The following is a 19,511-nucleotide window of genomic DNA, read 5'->3' as shown; positions in this document are numbered from 1 at the left end:
CTTTTCCGTGTCAAATCGCTTATGCGGCCCTCAGCGGACCAGCATCGGGCCTTTGGCCTCGCTCTGGCCGGATTCGGGCAGGATGCCCAGGCGCCGCGCGACTTCGGAATAGGCCTCCATCAGCCCGCCCATATCGCGCCGGAAGCGATCCTTATCGAGCTTTTCGCCGGTTTGGACGTCCCAGAGGCGGCAGGAATCGGGGCTGATCTCGTCGGCGAGCACGATCCGCATGTAATCGTTCTCCCAGAGACGGCCGAATTCCACCTTGAAATCAACGAGCTTGATGCCGACACCGAGGAAAAGCCCGGAGAGGAAATCGTTGATGCGGATGGTCAGGTTCACCACATCGTCCAGGTCCTGGGGACTGGCCCAGCCAAAGGCGGTGATGTGCTCTTCCGACACCCAGGGGTCCTTCATGGCGTCGCTTTTATAATAATACTCAATGATGGAGCGGGGCAGGGGCGTGCCTTCCTCGATGCCGAGGCGCTTGGACATGGAGCCCGCCGCGACATTTCTCACCACCACTTCCAAGGGAATGATCTCAACCTCCTTGACCAGCTGCTCGCGCATGTTGAGGCGGCGCACGAAATGGGTCGGCACCCCGATGAGGTTGAGCTGCGTCATCAGGTATTCGCTGATGCGATTGTTGAGCACGCCCTTGCCTTCGATCACCGCCTTCTTGGTGGAATCGAGGGCTGTGGTGTCGTCCTTGAAGTATTGCACCACCGTGCCGGGCTCGGGCCCCTCATAGAGGATCTTGGCCTTGCCTTCATAAATCATGCGCCGGCGCTTCATATGCTCGTCCTAACTGCCTGGCGCGCTCCAGGTTTGTACGGCGCTCGGGCCAGAACTAGGCCGCTTGCGCCAAAACGCGAAAAAAGGGAGTCGGAAGCGACCCCGCTGAACCGGGAAAATAGCATGCTGCCTGCCTGGGGCAATGTGCAGGACCAAAACGGAGCCCTCAGGGAGGGTTGGCGTTCTGTAATTTCCTCGGCTACGATATTGCTGAACCTGCCGGAAGTCCGGCATTAGTCATAAATTTCAAGGGGTTGTTATGGCGAACGGCTTGGAAGATCGCAAGAACCACGAGGACAAATGGGCGCTGGACGAAGATCAGCGTTTCAAGGCGACCGCGCGGCGCAACAAACTGCTGGGTCTTTGGGCTGCCGAACTATTGGGCTTGGCGGGAGATGAGGCAGCCGCCTACGCCAAAACCGTAGTCGCTTCCGATTTTGCCGAACCGGGCGAGGAAGATGTCTTCCGCAAGGTAAAGAAAGATCTCGCTGACAAGGGCGTCGCCGACGACGTCATCCGCCGGAAAATGGCCGAACTCACCGTCACCGCCCGCGAACAGATCGTGGCCGGGAGCTGAGCGGAATGAACGTCAGCGGGAGCTGACCGGTCGCTTTTGGCTAATCTGCATTCAACCCGCTCTTAGCTTGGCTAAGGGCGGGTTGTTTATTGTGGAGTGTACCGTAGGGTGGTACAGTAGCCCTTGTTGGGGGCGAAATGATTACAGGGTTTCGGGATGAGTGGTTGCGTGCATTCTTCGTGGACGATATTCGCGCCCGCCAAATTCCGGCTGACCTTGAAGACCGTTTGTTTCGCCGTCTTCAGATGATCGATGATGCCACCTGTGATCGGGATTTGCGTGTGCCGCCCAGCAATCATTTTGAGAAATTGCGCGGGGCACTTGAAGGGTTTCATTCGGTTCGCATCAACAAGCAATGGCGGCTGATTTTCCGCTGGGATGGTACAAAGGGCGAAGCTTCCGGGCTTTACCTCGACAGCCATACGTATCGGTGAGGTGACCTCATGCTGATGACCAAACGCAAACCGGCAAGTGTCGGCGAAATCCTCTCGGAGGAATTCATGACACCGATGGGGCTTACACAGGCGGCCTTGGCCGAGGCGATGGGTGTGCCGCGCAAGCATGTGAATGAGCTCTGCAACAACCGCCGCAACATCACCGCGGCCACAGCGCTTATTTTGGCACGGGTCTTTGGCACCAGCCCCGATTTTTGGCTGAACATCCAGCGGCGCAACGATCTTTGGGAGGTCATGAATTCACCGGACGAGCGCGCGCGAGTCGAACGCGCCAAACCACTCCCCTCTGCGGCCTAGAATCGTGACACACGCCAATCCCGTCTTTGCCCAACTGCCCACCACCATTTTCACGGTGATGTCGGCGCTGGCGGTGGAGCATGGGGCGGTCAATCTGGGGCAGGGCTTTCCTGATAAGGACGGGCCAAACTCAATCCTCGCCGCCGCGGCGCGCGCGCTGACCGAAGAGTCCAATCAATATCCGCCGATGCGTGGCCGCCAGGATCTCCGCCGCGCCCTCGCCGCCCATGCCATGCGCTTTTATGGCCTCAGCTATGATGCGGATACCGAGATCGTTGTCACCTCCGGCGCGACCGAGGCTTTGACCGCCGCCATTCTCGCCTTCGCGCCGCAAGGCGGTGAAGTGGTGCTGATCGATCCCTCTTACGATTCCTATAGCCCCATCGCGGAAGCCGCGGGCGCGCGGGTGAAAACCCTTTCGCTGGCTCCGCCCGATTGGCGCCTCACCGAAGAAGCGCTGCGCAGCGTGATCACGCCCAGCACCTCTGCGCTCCTTCTCAACAGTCCGATGAATCCGATCGGCAAGGTGTTCGACGATGAAGAACTCGCCACCCTCGCCCGCGTGCTCTCAGAGACAAACGCCATCGCGATTCTGGATGAGGTCTATGAGCATCTTGTCTTCGATGATCGTGCCCATCGCTCGCTCGCATCGCTGCCGGGGATGCGTGAGCGCTGTGTGCGCATTGGGTCTGCGGGAAAGATGTTCTCGCTCACGGGCTGGAAGGTCGGCTGGGTGATGGGCCCGGCGCCGCTGATCGATGTCGCCGCCAAGGCGCATCAATTCCTCACCTTCACCACCCCGCCCGCGCTGCAAAAGGGCATCGCCTTCGCGCTCGAACACGAGATGGACTTCACCCTGAATCTCACGCGCGATCTTCAAGACCGCCGTGATCTTCTGGCGCAAGGTCTCGCGCGCCTCGGCTTCAAGCCGCTCGCCTGCGAAGGCACTTATTTTCTCACCGCCGATATTCGTGGCCTGATAGACGAATCCGATGCTGCCTTCTGCCAGCGTCTGGTGCGCGAGGCGGGCGTCGCCGCCATTCCGCTCTCCGCTTTTTTCCAAAGCGGCAAGCCCGATCACCTCATCCGCTTCGCCTTCTGCAAACAGCAGAGCGTGCTGGAAGAGGCGGTGAAGAGACTGGAGCGGTATTTTAAGCGCGGGTGAGGGTCGCTTTCGCCCCCCATTCCGGACCTTCGTAGAAAAAGGCGCATGAGCAATATGCGCCAGAAGTGGACCCTCAGCCGCCCTTCACTGATCGCATAATCTCGACGATTTTGCTTGGCTGGTCGATTTCCGGCTCCTTCGTAAGATAGCCTGTTGTTTGGGCCGCGAATATCGATGTCGTCGCTTGTAGGAGGATAGCGTTCTTTGTGTCCGGATCTCCCTCGGCAGATTTTGCGAAGGTTTCAAACGTGGCGAGCGAATTCTGCCGGTGTTTGTTCAAAACATAGTTGTGTCGATTTGCGCTATAATTCCTTGCGCACCAGAGCAGTCCATATGAGAGGCCAGAGAAGACAATCAGCTTCGCAATCGCCTGTTGCACTATCTCCGCTACTGGCGCTACCGGGCTAATAGGTATTCCCCATAGAACGAATGTGCCCCATCCTACTGTCAGGATAGCGGCCGTGACGGTGAACAACATCCAACGATCTGCGGAAGCTTTGTGCTCAGTTGCTTGGTCGGCAAACACTTTTGCATTTGCTGATACTCCGACCTGTCCGGCTGCTTCTTTCATTGCAGCAAGCACTTCGCTTGCCTGCTTACTGGCTTCTCGGATTTGCGCAGCAGAGTTTTCGCTTTCCGCAAATACTGATGCAACGTTTTTTTTGACATCTTCAGAAATGTTGGCTCGCAACACCGCAAGGTCAATGTCCTTGGCAAAATTTACAGCGAGCGGAGCGGCCAGCACGTTGAAAATGTTGGTGTAGTGATTTTTCAGTTGGTCAACAATCTGATCTCGTACCTGTGAAGCATTGTTCTGTCGAATATCGAAATTGCGCATACTCAAGATCGAAACGGAGAGATTAGTCAGCCACTGTTGAACCTGAGTAATGAGTTGGGGTGGAAAAAAGCTAAGATCAGCTCGATCAAGCAGGATTAATAGGTCTCTCAACCGGTTCAGTACCGGCACTACATCAGAAAACCCGAGTGCCCCGTAACTCGGCTTTGTTGCGTCCGCTAACCAGTCCTGTCCGAGAAATTCGATAATCAGCTTTTTGAGATTGATATATTCAGGTCGTTGTTCAGATTCTGTCATAGCCCCGCGACCTACCTTGAGTCTTGCTCAGGAATCATTTGTCGAAGACGCCAATATATCGCGTGGTGGGTCACAAACATCGTTCCGGTTGTGAATGTCCACATGTGGCATCGCGCCTGTAATCCGAACGGCAAATTCGCTTTCCAAACCCGCCGCGTTCCTCTGCACATAAGACGCAGCGCTGGAATAATTCGTGATGATTTGGCGCGCGTCTTTTTCTTGAACTTTGGCACAAATGTTCTTATTTTGTTCTTTAGTAGCTGGAGGAGGAAACGCCAGGGATTGGCCCGTGATGACGATCACGGTCGAAAAAGAATAATTGCGCGGGAGCATACAGAGGTGACGGGCGCCGCTCGCGGCGTTCCAAGCGAAAGTGACCGAGACATCGCCCTGGTCGAAAAGGGGTTGCCGAGGAAGGCCAGATGCAGTGTCGCTTTCGCATAGCCTCGAGGAGGCCGGGCCAAGGTGCCGATCCATGCGGTTTTCGCGTGGTCTCCGCCCGCCTCTGCGATCCGGTGCGAAGCGGGCCTCATCTCAAGAAGCCCGCTTTCGGCGTATCCGGTGTTAGTCCTTGAACACCCGCTTAAAGATCACATCCACATTCTGGAAGTGGTGCGAAGGATCGAACAGCGGTTCAAGCTCGGCGGGGGTGAGGGCAGCAGAGACTTCCGGGTCGGCCTTCAGGAGTTCGATCAGCGGACCTTCGCCATTCCAGGTGCGCATCGCATTGCGCTGGACCAGGCGATAGGCATGTTCGCGCGCCACACCTTTTTGCGTCAGCGCCAGCATCACGCGCTGGCTGTTCACCAGCCCCTGGGTCTGATCGAGGTTTTTCTGCATGCGTTCGGGATAGACCACCAGCTTGCCGATGATCGCCGACATGCGGCCGATGGCGAAGTCGAGCGTGATGGTGGCGTCGGGGCCGATATAGCGCTCCACCGAGGAATGCGAAATATCGCGCTCATGCCAGAGGGCGACGTTTTCCATCGCCGGCATCACATAGGCGCGCACCATGCGGGCAAGGCCGGTGACGTTCTCGCTGAGGACGGGGTTGCGCTTATGCGGCATGGCCGAGGAACCCTTCTGGCCGGGGGAGAAATATTCCTCCGCCTCCAGAACTTCGGTGCGCTGCAAATGGCGGATCTCGGTGGCGAAGCGCTCCAGCGAGGAGGCGACCACGCCCAGTGCCGCGAAGAAGGCGGCATGGCGGTCGCGCGGGATCACCTGGGTGGAGACCGGCTCCACCTTCAGCCCCAGCTTATGGGCGACATATTCTTCCACCTTGGGCGAGACGCTCGCGAAAGTGCCGACCGGGCCGGAGATGGCGCAGGTGGCGATTTCCTCGCGCGCCGTCACCAGCCGGTCGCGGGCGCGGACGAACTCAGCGTAATAGCCAGCGAGCTTCAGCCCAAAGGTGGTCGGTTCGGCATGGATGCCGTGGCTGCGCCCGATGGTCGGGGTGTATTTGTGCTCAAAGGCGCGATGCTTGATCTGCTCGAGCAGGATATCGATATCCTCGATCAGGATATCGCTGGCGCGCTTCAGCTGCACCGCGAGGCAAGTGTCGAGCACATCCGAAGAGGTCATGCCCTGATGCACAAAGCGCGCTTCGGGGCCGACGATTTCGGAGAGGTGGGTGAGGAAGGCGATGACGTCGTGCTTCACCTCGCGCTCGATCTCGTCGATGCGCTCGACATCGAACTCAGCGACGCTGCCCTTTTCCCAGACGATCTTGGCCGCTTCCTTGGGGATCACGCCCAGCTCGGCGAGGGCATGGGCGGCATGGGCCTCGATCTCGAACCAGATGCGGAATTTGGTTTCGGCCGACCAGATATTGGTCATTTCGGCGCGGGCGTAGCGGGGGATCATGGGCTTTGGGTCCGGTTGGTGTCGAAAACGGGCCGGAACCTAAACGCTAGCGGCCTCGCGCGAAAGGCTCACGGCGTCGATCAGCGCTTTTGTGGCGTCATGTTTGGGGGAATGTACCAGATGGGCGATGGCGCCTTTTTCCACGATCTTGCCGCCCTCCAGCACCAGGGCGTCCTCGGCCAAGGCTTGGGCGATGGTGAAATCAGAGGTCAAAACCAGGAAAGCCGGGCCCTGGGTGGCGCGAAAATCGATCAAAACCTCGCGCATTATGTTCTGGGCAAAGGCGTCCAGCCCTGTCAAAGGCTCATCCACCACCACCAGAAGGGGAGCGCCGACAAAGGCACGCGCCACAGCCAAGCGGCGCTTGTCGAAGGGGGAAAGCACCGAAACCGGCAATTTGCCGTCATGGGAGGCGAGCCCCACCCGCTTCAAGGCAGCCTCACGATAGCCCGCGATCAGCTCGCCGGAGATATTGAGATGGGCTCGCAAAGGCTCTTCCACCGTGTCCCACAGGGTCATGCGCGGATCGAGCGTGTCGTCCCGCCCGGAAATATAGGCGACGCGGCGGCGGATGCGGGCGGCCATGCCTTCTGAGAGGACGTTAAGGTCGACGGCATCGAAGAGAACCCGGCCCGAAGGCGCCGGATCGACCCCCAGCATCAGGCGCAGCAGCGCGTGCCGCCCGGATTGTGGCTCGCCGATCAGCGCCAGAGAGGCGCCGCGGCGGATTTCAAAGGTAACCCCGTCCCGCACGGGCCGCTCTTCACCATAGAGGTTCTTAGGCGGCGGTTCAGAGCCAAACGGCACGTTGTGGAATTGGAGCAGCGGCTGGCCCCGACTTAAAGAGCGCGGCCGGGGATTTTCCATCACCAGCCGTGGCAGGGCCTCGAACAGGCGCCGTGTATAGGCATGGGCATGGCCGCTCATCAGCCGCTCGGCGCTGCCTTCCTCCACCACCTTGCCGGCGCGCAGCACCAGCACGCGCCCGCCCAGCCGCGCAATTGGGGAGAGGCCCCCGGTGGCATAGATAAGGCCGTAATTGAGCCGCTGCTGTTCGGCGTCGAGCGCGTTGAGCAGCGTCTTGATGGCCTTGGGGCCGAGATCGGCGAAGGGAGATTCGGCCAGCACCAGATCAGGGGTTTGCGCCGAAACCGAAGCGATCAGGCCGGTGGCGATGGTAACCGGGTCAAGCGCAGTTGGCTTGGCGTCGAGGAGCGGCAGGGTCACGGCGCCGGGCAGGCGCTCCAGCGCCAAGCGCAACTCCTCGCGCGCGCTGCCGAAGGGGGCGTTGAGCTTGCGCGCCACGATGCGGGTAAGCTGCGCCGCCACACTGGCATGGGGCACCAAGGGATGGCTCAGCGGATTGGGCAGATAGGCGGTTCGAAGCGCGGGTTTGCTTCTGCTGCCCGCGGGTACGGGCGGGCCCCCGGCATAGCGGATGGTGCCGGTGATGACGTCGCCTTTCTCGGGAAAGCCGCCCAGCACCCGCATCAGGGCTTCGCGTCCCGAACCGGTTTCGCCCAAGACGATCAGCCGCTCGCCCGCCGCAAGGCTCAAGGAAATGCGGTCCAGGTGGGTCGTGGCGCCTTGGCTAAGCCCGATCCCATGCAGTTCCAGAACGAGGCCGCGCTCCATCATGCCCGCTCGCCTTCTTCAAGACCCGCGGCCAGCCGGGCGCAGAGCACGAACAAGACCAGCACCGCCGCCGGGAACAACGCCGTCCACCACTCGGTAAGATAGCTCGCCTTGGCGGCCGCGATGATGAGGCCAAGATCGCGCGCGGGCGGGCTCGCCCCGAAGCCGAGAAAGCTCGCGGTGGAGACCAGGATCGTCACGGCGGCGAGGGCGCGCGCCACGACCTGGGGCAGGATGTGCTGGAAATCGTAAGTGAGGTCGCGCCGCAACAAGGTGAGGCCCGAAATCCCCGTCGCCCGTGCATATTTGGCGTGCGCTGAGGAGAGATCGACGGAATCGAAGCCGCGCAGGAAACCCAAAGGCGCCACCGCAAGGCCCGCCGCATAGGCCAGCATGTCATGACCGGCGAGCCCAACGAAGACCATGGTCAAAAGCAACGCCGGCACCGAGGCGAAGACCCCGATCAGTCCGCGCAAAGAAAGCGCCAGCGCCCGTGGCAGCCGCGCGGCCATCACCCCGAAAAAGCCGCCTGCGAAAATCGCGATCACCGCCGCCGCGAGCGCCTGTTTGCCGGTCTGATGCAGGCCATGCACCGTCTCGCTCAAGACATCGCGGCCCAAAACATCGGTGCCAAAGGGATGGCCGGGCGAAGGGGGCAGAAGCTCAGCACCGGCAAGGGTCGCGCCCGCCGGGGCATGGGCGAGGAAATCGCTGAGGAAGATCACGACCAAGATTAGCGCCAGCCCAAGCCAGCCCAGGCCGCGTATCAGATGGGTGAAAAGGCTCGAGGGGGTGGTCACGCCACGGCCTCCCGCGCCAGAACATAGCCCGCGATCCGGCCCGCGAAGGTGGCAAGGATGGTCAGGGCGGCGAAGACGAAAAGGATCACCGCCGCCATGGTCCAATCGGCCAGCGCTACGGATTTGACGAAGAGATCGGCGGCGCCTTGGCGATGAAACACCCATTCGGCCACCACCGCGGCAGAGACCAGCGACAGCGCTATGTCTCCGGCCCGGGCCAGAAGTCCGCCCAGGATTTGCGGCAGCACATAAAGAACTTCGATTTCCATCGCGCCGAGGCCCAGTCTTTTCAGTGCGGGGCGGAAGGCTTCACCGCTGGATTTGGCAGCGGCCTGCCGCAAGGCGAGCTGTACCGCGGCGGCGCCCGCCAGCCCCACCATCGCGATAGGCGGCACGGCCAGAAGAAGCTCGTTCTCCCCCCGCCCGAAGCCATTGATGCTCACGGGCCAATGCAGAAAGCTCGCCGCCGCCCAAGCGAGCCCCAGCCCCGCGCAAAACACCGGCGTTGCCGTCAGAATTTGTAGGAAGGGCGCGGTCACCTTGCGGATCGAGCCAAAAGCAAAGAGCAGTCCCAAAGGCAGGCCGACGGCAAGGGCAATGGCAGCCCCGCTTCCGATCAGCGCCAGCGTTGGTGGCAGATGGGCGGCGGCATCACTCAGCACCGGCGCGCCGGTGATGGCGCTTTTGCCGAAATCGCCATGTGAGATTTCGACCAAGCGAGTGCCCAAAGCGGCCAGAAAGCCGGGTAAATTGCGTTGGTGCGGCGAAGCGATAGCGGACAGGGCGATGGCGGCCAATGCCGCCCCGCTCAATCCCACCACCAATTGCACGGCTTGCCGCGCCAAGAACCGCTTCATCGGCCCCACCTTGATGTCCCCTCTATAACGCCAGAGCCCTTGCTCCCGAAGCCTCGATAGCGCCATGCCACGACGTTTTGGAAAACCTCGTGTGAAAAATCTAGCAGCCGTTTCCTAAAGCAATCCCAAAGCTTTGAAGCTGGCCGTGCCGCTGCGCCCGACAATCAGGTGGTCATGCACCACAATCCGCAAGGCTTTGGCGGCATCCACCACCTCGCGGGTCATGGCGATATCGGCTTTGGAGGGGGTGGGATCGCCCGAGGGGTGGTTGTGGACCAGGATGATGGCGGTGGCCCCAACTTCCAACGCCCGTTTGACAATCTCGCGCGGATAGACCGGGGTGTGATCGATGGTGCCGGTCGATTGCACCTCGTCGGTGATCAGGCTGTTTTTGCGGTCGAGGAACAGCACCCGGAATTCCTCGCGCTGCGAGCGCGCCATCGCCGCCGCGCAGTAATCCAGAAGCGCTGCCCAGCTTGTCAGCGCGGGCTTGCCCAGAAGCTTGGTTTTGGAAAGGCGCAAGGCGGCGGCTTCGATGATCTTCATCTGGGTGGCGACGGATTGGGTGGCGCCGTCTATTTCCAGAATACGCTCGCGCGGCGCGGCAATCGCCTCGGCAAAGCTGCCGAAACGGGCGATCAGGGCTTTGGCCAGCGGCTTGACGTCTTTGCGCGGAATAGCGGCGAAGAGGACCAGTTCCAGAAGTTCGTAATCGGGCATGGCGTCGGCGCCACCCGCAGCGAAGCGTTCGCGCAGACGCTCGCGATGCCCATGGAAATGCGGCACCAACTCTTCGGCAGGTTTCAAGCCCATCCCCCACCCGGACTTTGCGGGGGCAGCCTATCACTCGGCGGGCGGCTGGAAAGAGGCTTTATGCCTTAAACATAAGGCGGCTTGTGATAGCCCTTGGGCGAGAGGGTGAAGATCTCCACCCCGGTCTCGGTCACGCCTACGGCATGTTCGAACTGCGCCGAGAGCGAGCGGTCCCGCGTCACCGCGGTCCAGCCATCCGAGAGTACCTTCACGCCATAGCCGCCAAGATTGATCATCGGCTCCACGGTGAAGAACATGCCGGGCTTAAGCTGGATGCCGTGGCCGGGCTTGCCGTAATGGACGATGTTGGGCAGGGCATGGAAGGCTTGGCCCAGACCATGGCCGCAGAAATCGCGCACTACGCTGCAATGCTCCTCATCCTCGACATAGGATTGGATGGCGTGGCCGATATCGCCGGTGGTGGCGCCGGGCTTGATGGCGGCGATGCCGCGCATCAGGGATTCATAGGTGATGTCGACAAGCCGCGCCGCTTTGCGCTTCACATCGCCGACGAGATACATGCGGCTCGTATCGCCGTGCCAGCCATCCAGAATGACGGTGACGTCGATGTTGACAATATCGCCATCCTTGAGCGGGCGGTCAGCGGGAATGCCGTGGCAGACCACATGATTGATCGAGGTACAGAGCGTATGCTTGTAACCGCGATAGCCAAGGCAGGCCGGCACCGCGCCATGCGCCAGGATGTAATCGAAGGCGAGCTTGTCGAGATAGGCTGTGGTCACGCCCGGCTTCACTTCCGGCACCAAGAGGTCGAGTACTTCCGCCGCCAGCCTTCCGGCGCGGCGCATGCCTTCAAAATCCTTCTCGGTGTGGAGCGCGACGGCGAAATGAGCTTTGCGGGCGGCTTCGAAAATCTCGGAAACTTGCATCAGGGCGGGATCGTTACGTTTGGTTGGCCGCACTGGCGGCGATGAGCTGGGGCCCTAATGTAAGGCCCCCGGCGCCGTATTACCAGAACTGTCAGGATTAGTGCTTAGCAGGGGCTTTAACCGCTTTGGTGGGCTGGGACGGATGAAATTGACCACATCAGCGATGTGGATACTGCCGCGCAGCCTTCCAGGGCGGTTGGCAGCCTTGACGGCGAGGCTTACCTTGGCGCCCAAAGACCCTGATATCAAAGACTTTGAAGATGACCGCAAACCCCACCGCCGCCATCCTTGTTATCGGCAACGAGATTCTCTCCGGCCGCACCCAGGATACCAATTCCAACGCCCTGGCGCGGTTCTTGGCGCCGCTGGGGGTGGCACTGAAGGAAATCCGGGTTGTGGGCGATGAGGAGGGCGAGATCATCGCGGCGGTGAACGCGCTGCGCGCCCGTTACACCTACCTCTTCACCACCGGCGGCATTGGCCCGACGCATGACGACATCACCGCCGATGCCATCGCCAAGGCCTTCGGGGTTGGTATTGATCTTCACCCCGAAGCCTTCGCGGCCCTGGCGGCGCGCTATGCCGAGCGGGGCGAGGCGTTCAACCCGATGCGCCAAAGGATGGCGCGCATCCCCTTGGGCGCCAGCCTGATCAGGAACCCCGTTTCCATCGCGCCGGGTTTTCAGCTCGAGAACGTCTTTGTCATGGCCGGGGTGCCCTCGGTCATGAAGGCGATGCTGGAGGATGTCGCCCCGCGTCTGCGGCGTGGTGCGGTGGTCGGCGCGGTGGCGGTGGAAGCTGCGGTGGCGGAAGGCGACATCGCCGAAGGCCTGGCGCTCCTGCAGCAGGAACACCCCAAAGTTGCCATCGGCTCCTACCCCTATTACCGGCCCGAAGGCTATGGCGTGCAGCTTGTGGCGCGCGGCACCGATGCCAATGAGCTGGAAACCGTCGCCCTGGGGCTCAACGCGCTGCTGGCCAAGGCGGGCGGGACGCCCAAACGGCTCTAACCATATTTGCCGAATCTGGCGGAAAAGACATCCAAGCCTCCACCGCCGCCGGTGGTAATACTTTTTAAACCGTGCCAAGCTTTGCCGGTATTGCCAGACAGAATACTGCTGGCGCGTGGGGCGTGCGATGAGACGGGTTTGGTTGGTTCTGGCGGCAGGTATCGCCATCACGGCAGCGGGCGTCGCCGTCGCCGACAATCTTACCAGTGCCAGACAGACGGACTATTTCGCGCCCGGCAAACACCGCTTCTATGTGTGGTGCGGGCAAGGGGGCGATTATACGGCGATTGAGCGCGGCGCCTCCGCCGAAGATGCCCAGCTGCGCCTTTATAACGGCGCCAAAGCCAAAGGCCGCGCCACCTGCTGGCCCGTCTGGCAAGGCAAGATTTCAGGGTAACCCGCTCTGTTACCCTCCCCTTGAGGGAGGGTGGTGCGCTAATCTTTCACGACCCGATGCTTGCCTTTGGCGAGGGCCACGATCATGCCGCGCAGGGTTTGCACCTCTTGATAGGTGAGCTTGGCGCGGTGGACGGTGGCGCGGATGGCGCGGGTCATATGGCCCACCTTGTCCGGCGGGAAAAGGAAGCCAGAACGGGTCAACTCGCCTTCTAGATGCTCGAAAAGCTGGAACAGCTCCTCGCGCGTGGGCTTGCGATGCATCGGTCCATGCTCGACGCGGGCCCTGGGCGTGTCGTCCTCGGCCTTGAAATATTCATAGCAGCACAAAAGCACCGCCTGGCCGAGATTCAGCGAGGCGAACTCCGCCGTCGGAATGGTGATGACACAATCGGCGAGCGAGACATCGTCATTCTCAAGCCCGGCGCGCTCATTCCCGAAAAGAAGCCCGGTCTTGTCGCCGGGCCGCGCCTTGCGAAGGCGTTTGGCGGCTTCCACCGGCGTGATGATTTCCTTGGTGATGCCCCGGTCGCGCGCCGTGGTGGCATAGACCACATTGAGGTCGGCCAGCGCGTCATGCAGCGTATCGTAGAGCTTGGCTTCGTCCAGGATCGGGCGCGCCGTCACCGCCATGGCATAGGCCTTCTCGTTCGGCCAGGGATCGCGCGGGGCGACGAGGCGCAGATCGGTCAGGCCGAAATTATTCATGGCGCGGGCCGCAGCCCCGATATTTTCCCCGAGCTGGGGACGGCAAAGGATAACGGCAGGGGTGGTCATCGAATCATTCACTTTCACCTCCCCTTGCGGGGAGGTCGGAGAGCCGAAGGCGATCCGGGCGGGGGGCTGGCTCGCACCCCCACCCGATTTGCTTCGCTATGCTCCGCAAATCGACCTCCCCGCAAGGGGGAGGTGATAGGTTAGCTTTGACCCTGCCGGAACTCTTGGCTAGAACCCTTCCAATCTCTGTGGCCGTTTTCGGGCAGCCGAAGCCTATCATTCCGCCAGACCATCTCCGAGGAAATCCATGAGCAAGATCAAGGTAGCAAACCCGGTCGTCGAACTCGACGGCGATGAGATGACCCGCATCATCTGGGATCTGATCAAGAAGAAGCTGATCCTGCCTTATCTGGATGTGAACCTCGAATATTACGACCTCTCGGTCGAGCATCGCGACGCCACCGAGGACAAGGTGACGGTGGATTCGGCGGAAGCCATCAAGCGCCATGGCGTCGGCGTCAAATGCGCCACCATCACGCCGGACGAAGCCCGCGTTGAGGAATTCAAGCTCAAGAAGATGTGGAAGAGCCCGAACGGCACCATCCGCAACATTTTGGGCGGCGTGATCTTCCGTGAGCCGATCATCTGCAAGAACGTGCCGCGTCTGGTGCCGGGCTGGACCCAGCCCATCGTCATCGGCCGTCATGCCTTCGGCGATCAGTATCGCGCCACCGATTTCAAATTCCCCGGCAAGGGCACGCTGTCGATGAAGTTCGTCGGCGAAGACGGCCAAGTGATCGAGCATGAAGTCTTCAAGGCGCCGGGCGCGGGCGTCGCCATGGGCATGTACAATCTCGATGAATCGATCCGCGATTTCGCTCGCGCCTCGATGAACTATGCCCTCAACCGCGGCTATCCGCTCTATCTCTCCACCAAGAACACCATCCTCAAAGCCTATGACGGCCGCTTCAAGGATCTGTTCCAGGAAGTCTTCGATAAGGAATTCGCGGAGATCTACAAGTCCAAGGGCCTCACCTATGAACATCGCCTGATCGACGACATGGTGGCTTCGGCCCTGAAGTGGTCCGGCGGTTATGTCTGGGCCTGCAAGAACTATGATGGCGACGTGCAGTCCGACACGGTGGCGCAGGGCTTTGGCTCCTTGGGCCTGATGACCTCCGTGCTGATGACGCCCGATGGCCAGATCGTGGAAGCCGAAGCCGCGCACGGCACGGTGACCCGTCACTATCGCGAGCATCAGAAGGGCAAGCCCACCTCGACCAACTCCATCGCCTCCATTTTCGCCTGGACGCGCGGCCTTGCGCATCGTGCGAAACTCGACGGCAATTCGGCCCTGGCCGAGTTCAGCCACAACCTCGAGAAGGTCTGCATCGACACGGTGGAAGCGGGCTTCATGACCAAGGATCTCGCGCTCCTGGTCGGCCCCGATCAGAAATGGCTGACCACTGAAGGCTTCCTCGACAAGGTCGATGAAAACCTCAAAGCCGCGATGGCGAAGTAAGCTACCGATATTTGCGAAAAGGCCCGCCTCCGCGCGGGCCTTTTTGTTTTTGCCGCTCACGATTTTACGAGGATTGTCGCAAAATCGCTCAGAGAGGCTTTTACAAATACGTAGCGACGCGCCGGTTTGGTGTCTTTCGCCCGCCTCTCTTAAACCAGCCATCCTCCGGGCGAGGGTGGTGGTGAGCGAAGCTTCCTCTAAGAAAATCAGCGCTATATTGGCCGGTGAGGCACATGCGCTGTTGCGCGCCAACCGCTTCGCCGAAGCGGAGACGCGTTTTCGCCAAGCTGTGGCGCAAGACGGCGCCGATTTCGCCCTGCGCTATAATTTCGGTGTGCTGCTGTTAAAGACGCGCCGCCCCGGGGAAGCCCTCATCCATCTCGAAGCCGCCACACGGCTAAATCCCAAAGCGCCTGAGGCCTATCGCGCGCTCGCGGGCGCGCATTTTGCCTTGGCACGGCCCGATGGCGCCATCGCCGCCTTAAAATGCTTCGTGGCGCTGGAGCCGTCAGATCAGGCGGCAATGCATGAATTGATCCGCCTCTTGATGCAGGAGGAACGCCGCGAGGAAGCCGCCGATGTGCTGCGCGCCGCGCGGGAGCAAACGCCTAGGCAGGCTTTTCTGCCGCTGATGCTCGCCAATGTGCTGCGGGTGATTGGAAAGCTCTCCGAAGCGCGGGCGGTGTTGGAGGAAGATGCCAGAACAGGCGCGGAATTCTATCTTCTCGCCGATCTTAAGCGTTTCGCCCCGGGCGATCCGGTCCTCGCGGTGATGGAGCGCTATCTTCAAACAGCCACAGAGGGCGAAGACATCGCGCTCACCAAATTCGCGCTCGCCAAAGCCTATGGCGATATCGGCGCGCCCGAGAAAGGTTTCACGCTCCTGGGCGAGGCCAACCGTTTCATGCGCCGCCGCACCTCCTATCGCGAAGCGCAGAACATGGGGCATTACGCGCGCACCCGGTCCGCTTTCACGCCCTCTTTAATGGCGCAGAAGCGTGGCATCGGCAGCGATAGCGAAGCGCCGATCTTTATTCTCGGCATGCCCCGCTCCGGCACTACCCTGGTGGAGCAGATTCTCGCGAGCCATAAGGATGTCGCGGGCGCGAGCGAGAATGGTGTCTTGCCGCCTTTGGTGACCCGCTTCATTCCGCGCTTTCCGGAAGGCGTCGCGGGCGTTGGTGATCTCAAATATTTCGCGGCGGAATATCTGAAGGGCATGGGGCGGCTGCTTGAAGGCAAGGTCCGTGTCACCGACAAATCCCTCGATAGCGTGTTCTATGCGGGGCTGTTGCACCTTGCCTTTCCGCGCGCGCGCTTCATCTGGGTGCAGCGCGATCCCATTGATACCTGTCTTTCCTGCTATGGGCGGCGTTTCGTGCAGGGTGTTCAATACGCCTATGACCTTGGCGAGCTTGGCCGCGCCTTCCACGCCTATGAGGGGCTGATGGAGCATTGGCAATCGCTGCTGCCGCCCGAGATCCTGCTCAGGGTGCGCTACGAAGAGGTGGTGGCTGATCTGGAGGGGCAGGCGCGGCGCATGCTGGATCATTGCGGCCTTGAGTTTGATCCTGCCTGTCTCGCCTTCCACAGCTCTGCGCGCCCGGTCTTCACCGCCAGCGCCGCGCAAGTGCGCCAGCCGCTTTACAAGACCTCGGTCGGCCGCTGGCGCCCATCAGACGCTGAACTCCGTCCGCTGCTCTATGGGCTGGGGCTGATGAAAGGGGCTTAAAGCCCCGTATCCGCCACGCCTTCTTTGCGGAATTCTTGAATCAGCGTCGGGCCGCAGCCGAGCGCGGCGAGATCGGCGTTGAGCCGTTCTATGGCCGCATCGTCCAAAAGCTTGGGATGCACAGTGGTACGCAATTGATGCGGCACACCGCTCTTGAGCAGCAGGGCCAGACTTTCTTTCGCCACCGCGCCCGAGCCCGGCACACCGGTGATGCTTTCATATTCGTCGAATGGCGCTTTGATATCAAAGCCGACCCAATCCAGAAGCGGCAGCACGGCGGCGAAGCGTTCCGGCACCGAGCCGCCGGTATGAAGCCCGAGCTTGAAGCCGAGCTTTTTGATTTCGCTTGCCGCGTCGCAGAGATTTCCTTGCAGCAACGGTTCGCCGCCCGAAATCACCACCCCATCCAGAAGTCCGCGCCGGTGGGTGAGGAAGCTGATCACTTCGCTCCACGCAACGCGGCCATCGCCTTTGGGGCAGCGAAGGTCAGGGTTATGGCAATAGGGGCAAGCCCAGGAGCAGCCTTGGGTGAAAACCGTCGCGACCAGCTCTCCTGGCCAGTCGCAGGTCGACCAAGGCTGCAATCCACCTACACGCAATGTTTGGTGTCCTTGCGCGGCAGCTTCACGCACAGCCGCATTTCGTTTCGACGAAATACTTGCGCTCGGCGAACTCACCGCGCTTGCCGCGGTTAAAAGAGGCGATGGGGCGGTGATAGCCCATCACGCGCGTCCACACTTCGCAGGGCTGGCGCTCTTCATCCTTCAGGATCAAAGAAGCATCGAGATCGGAAACGGAAACCTGCTGGTTCATAGCATTCATCCTGTTGGGGAGTTTTATTGCGCCGCCTGAGGAGCGGCAAGTTTTTTGGCGATCAGATCGGCATCGCATTTGGGGCAGAAGACATGCTCGCCCGCGATATAGCCGTGCTTGGGGCAAATCGAGAAAGTCGGCGTCACGGTGATATAGGGCAGCGAGAAATTGGTCAGCGCGCGGCGCACCAGCTTCATGCAGGCCTCACCCGAAGAGACGCGCTCCTGCATGTAAAGATGCAGCACCGTGCCGCCGGTATATTTGCGCTGCAGTTTTTCCTGCCGCGTTAGTGCCTCGAAGGGATCGTCGGTGAAGCCCACCGGCAACTGGCTGGAATTCGTATAATAGGGCTGATCGGCGGAACCGGCCTGCAGTATGTCCGGAAAGCGCTTCTTGTCTTCGCGGGCGAAGCGATAGGTGGTGCCTTCCGCTGGCGTGGCTTCCAGATTGTAGAGATGGCCGGTCTCTTCCTGGAAGGCGACGATCTTGGCGCGCACATGATCCAAAAATTCCAGCGCGAAGGCATTGCCCTGCATCGTGGTGATGTCTTCGGCATCGTTCGTGAAGTTACGGATCATCTCGTTGATGCCGTTGACGCCAAGCGTGGAGAAGTGATTGCGCAATGTGCCGAGATAACGCTTGGTATAGGGGAAAAGGCCGTTATCCATATGCTGCTGGATGACCTTGCGCTTGATCTCGAGTGTGGTGCGGCCGATGTCGAGAAGATTGTCGAGGGCGGCAAAGAGCGCTTGCTTATCGCCCTTATGCACAAAGCCGAGGCGGGCACAATTCACCGTCACGACACCGACCGAGCCGGTCTGTTCGGCCGATCCGAAAAGCCCGTTGCCGCGCTTTAAAAGCTCGGTGAGGTCGAGCTGCAAGCGGCAGCACATGGAACGCACCATGTTCGGCTTCAGCTCGGAATTGATGAAGTTCTGGAAATAGGGAAGGCCGTATTTCGCCGTCATTTCGAACAGACGTTGGGCGTTCTCGCTTTCCCAGGGAAAATCCGGGGTGATGTTGTAGGTCGGAATGGGGAAGGTGAAGACCCGGCCTTTGGCATCGCCCGCCGTCATCACTTCCATATAGGCGCGATTGATCGCGTCCATTTCGGTCTGCAATTCACCATAGGTGAAATCCATTTCCTCGCCGCCGATGATCGGCACCTGGTCGGCGAGATCTTCCGGGCAGGTCCAATCGAAGGTGAGGTTGGTGAAGGGCGTCTGTGTGCCCCAGCGTGAGGGCACGTTGAGGTTATAGATCAGCTCCTGAATGCATTGGCGCACCTCGTCATAGCTCATGTCATCCTTGCGGATGTAGGGCGCCATATAGGTGTCGAAAGAGGAAAACGCCTGCGCGCCTGCCCATTCATTCTGCAGTGTGCCGAGGAAGTTCACGATCTGGCCGATCGCGCTCGACATATGCTTCGGCGGGGCGGCTTCCACCTTGCCCGGCACGCCATTGAGCCCTTCGGTCAGAAGCGTGCGCAGCGACCAGCCGGCGCAATAGCCCGCCAGCATGTCGAGATCGTGGATATGGATATCGCCTTCACGATGGGCGCGTCCGGCTTCCGGCGGATAGACGTGGGAGAGCCAGTAATTGGCGGTCATCTTGCCGGAGACGTTGAGGATCAGCCCACCCAGCGAATAGCCCTGATTGGCATTGGCGTTCACGCGCCAGTCGGCGCGGTTGAGGTATTCGTTGATCGAGGTCTCGACATTGACCACGGTCTGCTTGTCGGTGCGCAGGCGGGCGCGCTTCTCGCGATAGACGATAAAGGCGCGGGCGGTGGCGAAATGGTTGGCGCTGATCAAGACCTGCTCGACCACGTCCTGAACCTGCTCGATATGCGGGGCTGATTCGGCAAAGCGGTGCGAGAGCACCTTCACCGCCTGAATGGCGAGAAGATCGGCCTCGTTTCCTTCGAATTCGCCGCTGGCTTTACCCGCGCGCTCAATGGCGGAGCGGATCTTGGCCGCGTCGAAAACTACGATTTCGCCGCTGCGCTTGACGACATGGCGAGGTGTACGGGCCGGCATAACCTGATCTTTCATGGGAGCGGAGACGCCACGTGC

General features: G+C 60.7%; 21 protein-coding genes. 8 read left to right on the top strand and 13 right to left on the bottom strand.

What is annotated here, in order from left to right:
• Positions 1-30: 30 nt before the first annotated feature.
• A complete protein-coding gene (gene purC / locus FHS83_RS06550; protein WP_167082055.1) occupies positions 31-795 on the bottom strand; it encodes a phosphoribosylaminoimidazolesuccinocarboxamide synthase in 765 nt (254 codons plus the stop codon).
• Between the two features lie 259 nt (positions 796-1,054).
• Here purC and FHS83_RS06545 point away from each other — a divergent pair, with 259 nt between their 5' ends.
• The 4 genes from FHS83_RS06545 (at position 1,055) to FHS83_RS06530 (ending at position 3,289) form a co-directional block, all read left to right on the top strand.
• Entirely contained in the window at positions 1,055-1,372 is a 318-nt protein-coding gene (locus tag FHS83_RS06545; RefSeq protein ID WP_167082053.1) for a DUF1476 domain-containing protein, read from the top strand.
• Between the two features lie 137 nt (positions 1,373-1,509).
• A complete protein-coding gene (locus FHS83_RS06540; RefSeq protein WP_167082051.1) occupies positions 1,510-1,806 on the top strand; it encodes a type II toxin-antitoxin system RelE/ParE family toxin in 297 nt (98 codons plus the stop codon).
• Between the two features lie 9 nt (positions 1,807-1,815).
• Positions 1,816-2,124 (top strand): HigA family addiction module antitoxin, encoded by a 309-nt coding sequence (locus tag FHS83_RS06535; protein WP_167082049.1) that lies wholly within the window; start codon positions 1,816-1,818, stop codon positions 2,122-2,124.
• Positions 2,125-2,128: 4 nt separating this feature from the next.
• Positions 2,129-3,289, top strand: coding sequence for an aminotransferase (locus tag FHS83_RS06530; RefSeq protein WP_167082046.1), 1,161 nt, complete (start codon positions 2,129-2,131; stop codon positions 3,287-3,289).
• Between the two features lie 73 nt (positions 3,290-3,362).
• Here FHS83_RS06530 and FHS83_RS06525 read toward each other — a convergent pair whose 3' ends face one another.
• From FHS83_RS06525 to map, 8 genes are all read right to left on the bottom strand, one after another.
• Positions 3,363-4,382, bottom strand: coding sequence for a hypothetical protein (locus FHS83_RS06525; RefSeq protein ID WP_167082044.1), 1,020 nt, complete (start codon positions 4,380-4,382; stop codon positions 3,363-3,365).
• 27 nt (positions 4,383-4,409) lie between these two features.
• On the bottom strand, positions 4,410-4,859 hold the full coding sequence (locus FHS83_RS06520) for a hypothetical protein (protein WP_167082043.1): 450 nt from the start codon (positions 4,857-4,859) through the stop codon (positions 4,410-4,412).
• Positions 4,860-4,946: 87 nt separating this feature from the next.
• Positions 4,947-6,251, bottom strand: coding sequence for an adenylosuccinate lyase (purB, locus tag FHS83_RS06515; RefSeq protein WP_167082040.1), 1,305 nt, complete (start codon positions 6,249-6,251; stop codon positions 4,947-4,949).
• Between the two features lie 39 nt (positions 6,252-6,290).
• Complete coding sequence (locus tag FHS83_RS06510; protein WP_167082038.1) at positions 6,291-7,889, bottom strand: ATP-binding cassette domain-containing protein; 1,599 nt, start codon at positions 7,887-7,889, stop codon at positions 6,291-6,293.
• Positions 7,886-8,686, bottom strand: a complete 801-nt coding sequence (locus tag FHS83_RS19365; protein WP_167082036.1) for an ABC transporter permease subunit — start codon at positions 8,684-8,686, stop codon at positions 7,886-7,888. Before FHS83_RS19365 ends, FHS83_RS06510 begins: the two co-directional genes overlap by 4 nt.
• Positions 8,683-9,543, bottom strand: a complete 861-nt coding sequence (locus FHS83_RS06500) for an ABC transporter permease subunit (RefSeq protein WP_167082035.1) — start codon at positions 9,541-9,543, stop codon at positions 8,683-8,685. The genes FHS83_RS19365 and FHS83_RS06500 overlap by 4 nt, the downstream gene beginning before the upstream one ends.
• 114 nt (positions 9,544-9,657) lie before the next feature.
• On the bottom strand, positions 9,658-10,356 hold the full coding sequence (gene radC / locus FHS83_RS06495) for a RadC family protein (RefSeq protein ID WP_167082033.1): 699 nt from the start codon (positions 10,354-10,356) through the stop codon (positions 9,658-9,660).
• A gap of 65 nt (positions 10,357-10,421) precedes the next feature.
• Positions 10,422-11,246, bottom strand: a complete 825-nt coding sequence (map, locus tag FHS83_RS06490) for a type I methionyl aminopeptidase (protein WP_167082031.1) — start codon at positions 11,244-11,246, stop codon at positions 10,422-10,424.
• Positions 11,247-11,506: 260 nt separating this feature from the next.
• On the opposite strand from map, the gene FHS83_RS06485 reads away from it, so the two are divergent.
• Both FHS83_RS06485 and FHS83_RS06480 read left to right on the top strand, forming a co-directional pair.
• On the top strand, positions 11,507-12,256 hold the full coding sequence (locus tag FHS83_RS06485) for a competence/damage-inducible protein A (RefSeq protein ID WP_167082029.1): 750 nt from the start codon (positions 11,507-11,509) through the stop codon (positions 12,254-12,256).
• Positions 12,257-12,383: 127 nt separating this feature from the next.
• The gene (locus tag FHS83_RS06480) at positions 12,384-12,653 is read left to right on the top strand and encodes a hypothetical protein (RefSeq protein WP_167082027.1); all 270 of its coding nucleotides are present in this window, start codon (positions 12,384-12,386) and stop codon (positions 12,651-12,653) included.
• 38 nt (positions 12,654-12,691) lie between these two features.
• Here FHS83_RS06480 and FHS83_RS06475 read toward each other — a convergent pair whose 3' ends face one another.
• Positions 12,692-13,441 (bottom strand): TrmJ/YjtD family RNA methyltransferase, encoded by a 750-nt coding sequence (locus FHS83_RS06475; RefSeq protein WP_208414257.1) that lies wholly within the window; start codon positions 13,439-13,441, stop codon positions 12,692-12,694.
• Positions 13,442-13,676: 235 nt separating this feature from the next.
• On the opposite strand from FHS83_RS06475, the gene FHS83_RS06470 reads away from it, so the two are divergent.
• Together FHS83_RS06470 and FHS83_RS06465 are read left to right on the top strand one after the other, a co-directional pair.
• Positions 13,677-14,891, top strand: coding sequence for an NADP-dependent isocitrate dehydrogenase (locus FHS83_RS06470; protein ID WP_167082025.1), 1,215 nt, complete (start codon positions 13,677-13,679; stop codon positions 14,889-14,891).
• Positions 14,892-15,072: 181 nt separating this feature from the next.
• Positions 15,073-16,623, top strand: a complete 1,551-nt coding sequence (locus tag FHS83_RS06465; RefSeq protein ID WP_167082023.1) for a sulfotransferase — start codon at positions 15,073-15,075, stop codon at positions 16,621-16,623.
• On the opposite strand, the gene FHS83_RS06460 is transcribed toward FHS83_RS06465, so the two are convergent.
• From FHS83_RS06460 to FHS83_RS06450, 3 genes are read right to left on the bottom strand one after another with little or no spacing between them, the layout of a single operon-like run.
• Positions 16,620-17,222, bottom strand: a complete 603-nt coding sequence (locus tag FHS83_RS06460; RefSeq protein ID WP_167082021.1) for an anaerobic ribonucleoside-triphosphate reductase activating protein — start codon at positions 17,220-17,222, stop codon at positions 16,620-16,622. The genes FHS83_RS06465 and FHS83_RS06460 overlap by 4 nt on opposite strands.
• A 25-nt stretch (positions 17,223-17,247) precedes the next feature.
• On the bottom strand, positions 17,248-17,436 hold the full coding sequence (nrdD, locus tag FHS83_RS19630) for an anaerobic ribonucleoside-triphosphate reductase (RefSeq protein ID WP_167082019.1): 189 nt from the start codon (positions 17,434-17,436) through the stop codon (positions 17,248-17,250).
• Positions 17,437-17,459: 23 nt separating this feature from the next.
• Positions 17,460-19,475, bottom strand: coding sequence for a ribonucleoside triphosphate reductase (locus FHS83_RS06450; protein WP_167082017.1), 2,016 nt, complete (start codon positions 19,473-19,475; stop codon positions 17,460-17,462).
• Positions 19,476-19,511 lie beyond the last annotated feature (36 nt).

It is taken from the genome of Rhizomicrobium palustre, assembly GCF_011761565.1.
Classification (GTDB): domain Bacteria; phylum Pseudomonadota; class Alphaproteobacteria; order Micropepsales; family Micropepsaceae; genus Rhizomicrobium; species Rhizomicrobium palustre.
This window is presented reverse-complemented; position numbering and strand designations above follow the sequence as displayed.